At 66.7% G+C, this 6,942-nt stretch carries 7 protein-coding genes; 6 read left to right on the top strand and 1 reads right to left on the bottom strand.

Features of this window, described 5'->3' with window-relative positions:
- The coding region (locus VFA16_RS02685; protein WP_324966334.1) for a hypothetical protein at positions 1-90 on the top strand (90 nt) is incomplete at its 5' end.
- Between the two features lie 5 nt (positions 91-95).
- On the opposite strand, the gene mntR is transcribed toward VFA16_RS02685, so the two are convergent.
- Positions 96-797: a manganese-binding transcriptional regulator MntR gene (mntR, locus tag VFA16_RS02680; protein WP_324966333.1), complete on the bottom strand. Its 702-nt coding sequence runs from the start codon at positions 795-797 to the stop codon at positions 96-98.
- A 183-nt stretch (positions 798-980) separates the two neighbouring features.
- Here mntR and VFA16_RS02675 point away from each other — a divergent pair, with 183 nt between their 5' ends.
- The 5 genes from VFA16_RS02675 to VFA16_RS02655 form a co-directional block, all read left to right on the top strand.
- The gene (locus VFA16_RS02675) at positions 981-1,955 is read left to right on the top strand and encodes a bifunctional riboflavin kinase/FAD synthetase (protein WP_324966332.1); all 975 of its coding nucleotides are present in this window, start codon (positions 981-983) and stop codon (positions 1,953-1,955) included.
- Positions 1,956-2,199: 244 nt separating this feature from the next.
- Positions 2,200-2,469, top strand: a complete 270-nt coding sequence (gene rpsO / locus VFA16_RS02670; RefSeq protein ID WP_324966331.1) for a 30S ribosomal protein S15 — start codon at positions 2,200-2,202, stop codon at positions 2,467-2,469.
- An 8-nt stretch (positions 2,470-2,477) separates the two neighbouring features.
- The gene (gene lppU / locus VFA16_RS02665) at positions 2,478-2,975 is read left to right on the top strand and encodes an LppU family putative lipoprotein (RefSeq protein ID WP_324966330.1); all 498 of its coding nucleotides are present in this window, start codon (positions 2,478-2,480) and stop codon (positions 2,973-2,975) included.
- A gap of 326 nt (positions 2,976-3,301) precedes the next feature.
- Positions 3,302-5,623, top strand: coding sequence for a polyribonucleotide nucleotidyltransferase (locus VFA16_RS02660; protein WP_324966329.1), 2,322 nt, complete (start codon positions 3,302-3,304; stop codon positions 5,621-5,623).
- Positions 5,601-6,942, top strand: a 1,342-nt coding sequence (locus VFA16_RS02655) for a pitrilysin family protein (RefSeq protein ID WP_324966328.1), incomplete at its 3' end; no start/stop codon positions are given. The genes VFA16_RS02660 and VFA16_RS02655, both read left to right, overlap by 23 nt.

Below are 6,942 nucleotides of genomic sequence, written 5' to 3'. Positions count from 1 at the left end.
CAGATCAACAATGTCACCGCGGCGTTGCAGCACAACATCGGGCTCGGCGGCGCCGCCGTCGTCACCGCCTACCAACGCGCCGACCGCTGAGAAGGCTAGGACACCACCCATATCGCGCGCGCGGCCGGGCTTCCCAGCTCGACCGTGCTGGCCGCGCCCTCGGGTGATGCATCCGATTCGATGGCCACCGAGATCATCCCGGCGAACTCGCGGCGGGCGAGCACCCGCAGCCGTGCATCCAGGCTGATCCCGATGCTGTCGAAATACCGCAGCATTTCCGGATCGGCATCCGAAATCCGGGCCACCGTGCCGGCGTCACCGTCGCGGCAGGCCCAGAGCTGACGCGCCGGCGGCGTCGGCACCTGTCCGTCGGTAGCCGGTATCGGGTCTCCGTGCGGATCCCGCTGGGGGAAGCCGAGCTTAGCGTCGATGCGAGCGACCAGCCGGTCGGACACCGCGTGCTCGAGGACCTCCGCCTCGTCGTGCACCTCGTCCCAGCTGTAGCCGAGCTCCTTGACCAGGAAGGTCTCCAGCAGCCGGTGTCGGCGCACCATCGCCAGCGCCGCATGCCGGCCGGATTCCGTCAACGTCACCGCGCCGTATTTCTCATGGTCGACCAGACCCTGCTCGGCGAGTTTGCGGATGGACTCCGATGCGGTACTGGCCGACACCCCGAGCTTCTCGGCCAGCATCTTGGTGCTGACCTTCTCCCGCGACCACTCCTGCGCGTTCCAGATGACCTTCAGGTAGTCCTGGGCAACCGCGGTGAGCTCGCCAGGCTCGTTGTCGGGGCGCACAACAGGAAGTTTAAGCAACGCTGGCCTCATCCGGGGCGTCGCGCAGCGGCATCGAAACTGCGGTGGCGGCGTGCTCACGCGGCGGATCGCGATGTGTGCGCAGAGTCGACGCGGTAAAAGCAGGCTCGGCGCACGCACTCCCAGGCGCCGCCGCACAGCGCCCGGAGCCGTAGGCTTGCGATTGTGCAGCGGTGGCGGGGACAAGACGAGATCCCCACGGACTGGGGCAGATGCGTACTCACGATCGGCGTGTTCGACGGGGTGCACCGCGGACACGCCGAGCTGATCGCGCACGCGGTCAAGGCCGGCCGGACACGCGGGGTGCCGAGCGTGCTGATGACCTTCGACCCGCACCCGATGGAAGTGGTCTTCCCCGGCAGTCATCCGGCGCAGCTGACGACACTGGCGCGCCGCGCCGAATTGGTCGAAGAGCTCGGCATCGACGTATTCCTGGTGATGCCGTTCACCGCCGATTTCATGAAGCTCACCCCGGAGCGGTACGTCCACGAGCTGCTGGTCGAGCACTTGCACGTGGTGGAAGTCGTGGTGGGGGAGAACTTCACCTTCGGCAAGAAAGCCGCCGGAACCGTCGACACCCTGCGACGGGCCGGGGAGCGGTTCGGGTTCGCGGTCGAGGCGATGTCGCTGGTGGCCGAGCGCCATGACAGTGAAACGGTGACGTTTTCCTCGACCTACATCCGCTCGTGCGTCGACGCGGGGGATGTGGTGGCGGCCGCCGAGGCGCTGGGTCGGCCGCATCGCGTGGAAGGCGTGGTGGTCCGCGGCGACGGGCGCGGCATGCAGTTGGGCTTTCCCACCGCAAACGTCGCCCCGCCGATGTACTCGGCCATCCCGGCCGACGGGGTGTACGCCGCCTGGTTCACCGTGCTCGGGCACGGGCCGGCGACCGGCACCGTCGTGCCGGGTGAACGCTACAAAGCCGCGGTGTCGATCGGCACCAACCCGACGTTTTCCGGGCGCACCCGCACGGTGGAGGCATACGTTCTCGACGCCACCGCCGACCTGTACGGGCAGCATGTGGCGCTGGACTTCGTCGCACGCATCCGCGGACAGCGCAAGTTCGAATCGGTGCGCGACCTGGTCGCCGCGATGAACGACGACACCGACCGGGCCCGAACACTGCTGTCTGCGGGCTAAGCCGCAGTTTTAATTGCCCGGCTCGCCCCCTCGCCGCTGCGCGGCTGGGGTCCCCCGCCTCACTCCGGCTCCTCGGCGCGCATCGTCGCCCCGCGGCGCTGCTAGACTTCCCGGCGACACGGTGTGTGCTGCAGTTCGCGGCGGCCTCACTGAATCTCGTGGCGATCGCAAGCGCGGCAGAGCCGAGCGCAGCGGGTCGCCACGCGAAATACCTGATCGCGGACCGATTGATGGAGAGTAATTCGTGGCGCTGACAGCCGAGCAGAAAAAAGAAATCCTCAAAACGTACGGCCTGCACGAGACCGACACCGGGTCCCCTGAGGCGCAGGTCGCGTTGCTGACCAAACGAATCGCTGACCTGACCGAGCATCTGAAGGTCCACAAGCATGACCACCACTCGCGGCGGGGATTGCTGCTGTTGGTGGGGCGCCGCCGCCGCCTGCTCAAATATGTGGCTCAGATCGATGTGGAGCGCTACCGCTCGCTCATCGAGCGGCTGGGTCTGCGTCGCTGACCTAGCCTATGCGCGCCCTGGCCGCGGCGGCCATCACGGCAATCGCACTCACTATGTGCGGGTGCTCCGCCCCGGCCAACACTGCTGACCTGCGGGTAGGGGACTGCCTGCGGCTCGGCGGCACCACCGAGCGGCCCGTGGCGACCAAGGTGGCCTGCGGCAGCCGGGCGTCCAACTTCAAGGTGGCAGCCACCGTCCCCAACCGCGAACAGTGCCCCGGCGACGTCGACTCCTCCTATTCGATGCGCAACGCATTCAGCGACAGCGGCAACACCGCGTGCCTGGACGTCGACTGGGTAGTGGGCGGCTGCATGAGTGTCGACCCGAAGCATGCCACCGACCCTTTCCGGGTGGACTGCAACGACAAGTCCGTCCCGCACCGCCAGCGCGCCACTCAGATTCTCACCGGCCTGAAGGACCCGGTCAGCGTCGACCAGTGCATGAGTGGTGTGGGCTACGCCTACGCGCAGCGGGGATTCGCCGTGTGCGTCGAGGACGTCGCTTAGCGCTGCGGGCCCCTGCCACCCCGGTTTCGTCAGAAGGTGCAGCTAGGCGGTGTAGAGTAAGGACGTTCTGGGCCATATCGGCCCGAGCAGGTGCGGTCGCGTAATCCGCGCGAACCGTCCCAGCGGGTCACGACAGGACCACAAACGAGAGAAGGTCGAGTCTGTATCGGACGGTCTTCGGTAGTGGCGGCCGGGCTTGTACCGGCCGCTTCGATCGACGGCCGTAGCCGCATCCAGGCTGAGTACCTGCAGGTTTTCCTGGTCCCTCCGGGTTTTGCGTGACCTCGCGAAACAGCTGAATACCCAGAGAGGCTGCACGGACGTTCATGTCTGTCACACAAATTGAAGAGGGCGTGTTCGAATCGACCGCCGTCATCGACAACGGAAGCTTCGGCACCCGCACCATTCGTTTCGAAACCGGCCGGTTGGCGCTGCAGGCCGCCGGCAGCGTCGTCGCCTACCTCGACGAGGAGAACATGCTGCTGTCGGCGACCACCGCCGGCAAGAACCCTAAGGAGCAGTTCGACTTCTTCCCGTTGACGGTCGACGTCGAGGAGCGCATGTATGCCGCCGGGCGCATCCCCGGCTCGTTCTTCCGTCGGGAAGGCCGACCCTCCACCGATGCGATCCTGACCTGCCGGCTCATCGACCGTCCGCTGCGCCCGTCGTTCGTCGACGGGCTGCGCAACGAGATCCAGGTAGTGGTGACGATCCTGAGTCTCAACCCCGACGAGCTCTACGACGTGCTGGCGATCAACGCCGCGTCGGCGTCCACCCAGTTGGGTGGGCTGCCGTTCTCTGGCCCCATCGGCGGTGTCCGGGTCGCGCTGATCAACGGCACCTGGGTGGCGTTCCCGACCGTCGAACAAACCGAGCAAGCGGTGTTCGACATGGTGGTGGCCGGCCGCGTCGTCGGCACCCACGACGGCAAATCCGACGTCGCGATCATGATGGTGGAAGCCGAGGCCACCGAAAACGCCATTGAATTGATCAACGGCGGTGCACAGGCGCCGACGGAAAGCGTTGTTGCCGAAGGCCTCGAGGCCGCCAAGCCGTTCATCGCCACGCTGTGCGCCGCCCAGCAGGAACTCGCCGACGCGGCCGCCAAACCGACCAGCGACTACCCGTTGTTCCCCGACTACGGTGACGACGTGTACTACTCGGTGGCCTCGGTCGCTACCGACGAGCTGTCCGCCGCCCTGACCATCTCCGGCAAGGCCGAACGCAACAACCGCACCGACGAGATCAAGGCAGAGGTCCTGCAGCGGCTCGCCGACACCTACCCCGGCCGCGAGAAAGAAGTCAGCGCCGCCTTTCGGGCGCTCACCAAAAAGCTTGTACGTCAACGCATCTTGACCGACCATTTCCGCATCGACGGCCGCGGCATCACCGACATCCGCGCGCTGTCCGCCGAAGTTTCGGTGGTGCCGCGAGCGCACGGCAGCGCGCTGTTCGAGCGCGGCGAGACCCAGATCCTCGGCGTCACCACGCTGGACATGGTCAAGATGGCCCAGCAGATCGACTCGCTGGGACCCGAAACCACCAAGCGCTACATGCACCACTACAACTTCCCGCCGTTCTCCACCGGCGAGACCGGCCGGATCGGTTCGCCCAAGCGGCGTGAGATCGGCCACGGTGCGCTGGCGGAGCGGGCGTTGATCCCGGTCCTGCCCAGCGTCGAGGAATTCCCGTACGCGATCCGCCAGGTTTCGGAAGCCTTGGGCTCCAACGGTTCGACGTCCATGGGATCGGTGTGCGCGTCCACACTTGCGCTGCTGAATGCCGGCGTGCCGCTCAAGGCACCGGTAGCCGGCATCGCGATGGGCCTGGTGTCGGACGACGTCGAGGTTGACGGCCGCACCGAGCGCCGCTTCGTCACGCTGACCGACATCCTCGGTGCCGAAGACGCTTTCGGCGACATGGACTTCAAGGTCGCCGGCACCCGCGACTTCGTCACTGCGCTGCAATTGGACACCAAGCTCGACGGGATTCCGTCACAGGTGCTCGCCGGTGCGCTTTCCCAGGCTCGCGACGCCCGGTTGACCATCTTGGAGGTCATGGCCGAGGCCATCGACCGGCCCGACGAGATGAGCCCGTACGCACCACGCGTCACCACGATCAAAGTGCCGGTCGACAAGATCGGCGAGGTGATCGGGCCCAAGGGCAAAATCATCAACGCGATCACCGAGGAAACCGGCGCACAGATCTCCATAGAAGACGACGGCACCGTATATGTCGGCGCCACCGATGGGCCGTCCGCGGAGGCCGCGATCGAGCGCATCAACGCGATCGCCAACCCGCAGCTGCCCAAGGTCGGCGAGCGGTTCCTCGGAACCGTGGTCAAGACAACGGATTTCGGCGCGTTTGTTTCGTTGCTGCCCGGGCGTGACGGACTGGTGCATATCTCCAAGCTCGGCAAGGGCAAGCGCATCGCCCGGGTCGAGGACGTCCTGAACGTGGGCGACAAGCTGCGAGTGGAGATCGCCGACATCGACAAGCGGGGCAAGATTTCGTTGATCCCGCTCAGCGACGACGAGACCGCTGCCAGTTCTGGGGCCGCCTCTCCCGATGCGTCGGCTCCTCAGCGGGCCGGTGACCGGCCCGCATCGTCGCCGACGGAAACCGATGCCGCGACGGCCACCAGTTAAGGCGGGCGCCCTGCGCCGCGGCCAGCACAGCGGCGAGCTGTCAGCCGCGCTACGGCGCACCACACTGCCCGGCGGTCTGCGCGTGGTGACCGAATACCTGCCCGCGGTGCGGTCCGCGTCCGTGGGGGTGTGGGTCGGCGTCGGCTCGCGTGACGAGGGAGCCACCGTCGCCGGGGCCGCGCACTTCCTGGAGCACTTGCTGTTCAAGTCGACTCCGAGCCGCACGGCGGTGGAGATTGCGCAGGAGATGGACGCTGTCGGTGGTGAGCTGAACGCGTTCACCGCCAAGGAGCACACCTGCTACTACGCGCACGTGCTCGACACCGATCTGGAGCTGGCGATTGAGCTGGTTTCTGATGTGGTGCTCAACGGCCGCTGCGCCGCCGAGGACGTCGAGCTGGAGCGCGATGTCGTGCTCGAGGAAATCGCGATGCGCGACGACGATCCCGAGGACACGCTGGCCGACCTATTCCTCGGTGCCTTGTTCGGCGACCACCCGGTCGGTCGACCCGTGATCGGTACGGTGCAATCGGTGTCGGCGATGACGCGCGCTCAGCTGCGCTCGTTTCACCTGCGGCGCTACACACCCGAGCGGATGGTGGTCGCGGTGGCCGGCAATGTCGACCACGACGAGGTCGTGGCGTTGGTACGCGAGCATTTCGGACCGCGGCTGATCCGTGGACGCCGGCCGATGGCACCGCGCAAAGGCACCAGCCGGGTGACCGGGCGCCCGCGCTTGGCGGTTGCCAACCGGGACGCCGAACAAACCCATGTGTGTCTGGGCGTGCGCACACCAGGCCGGCATTGGCGGCATCGCTGGGCGCTGTCGGTGCTGCACACCGCGCTTGGCGGCGGCTTGAGTTCGCGGCTGTTCCAACAGGTTCGCGAAACCCGCGGGCTCGCTTACTCCGTCTACTCGTCGCTAGACATCTTCGCCGACAGTGGAGCACTGTCCGTCTATGCCGCCTGCCTGCCCGAGCGGTTCCCCGAGGTGGCGCGGGTGACCTGCGACGTACTCGAATCGGTGGCGCGCGACGGCATTACCGAGACCGAATGCCGGATCGCCAAGGGGTCGTTGCGCGGCGGGCTGGTGCTCGGGCTAGAGGATTCCGGTTCGCGGATGAACCGCATCGGCCGCAGCGAGCTGAACTACGGTGAGCACCGCAGCATCGAACGAACGTTGCAAGAGCTCGACGACGTCACCGTCGACGAAGTCAACGCGGTCGCGCGCCGGCTACTCCGCAGATTCTATGGTGCCGCGATTCTGGGCCCATATCCCACGAAACGATCAGTGCCGCAACCGCTTAGGACGATAGTAC

Origin of the sequence: Mycobacterium sp. (assembly GCF_035653355.1) — a bacterium.
In the GTDB taxonomy this organism is placed as follows: Bacteria; Actinomycetota; Actinomycetes; order Mycobacteriales; family Mycobacteriaceae; genus Mycobacterium.
The sequence above is the reverse complement of the archived record's forward strand: the minus strand, read 5'-3'. Positions and strand labels throughout refer to the sequence as shown.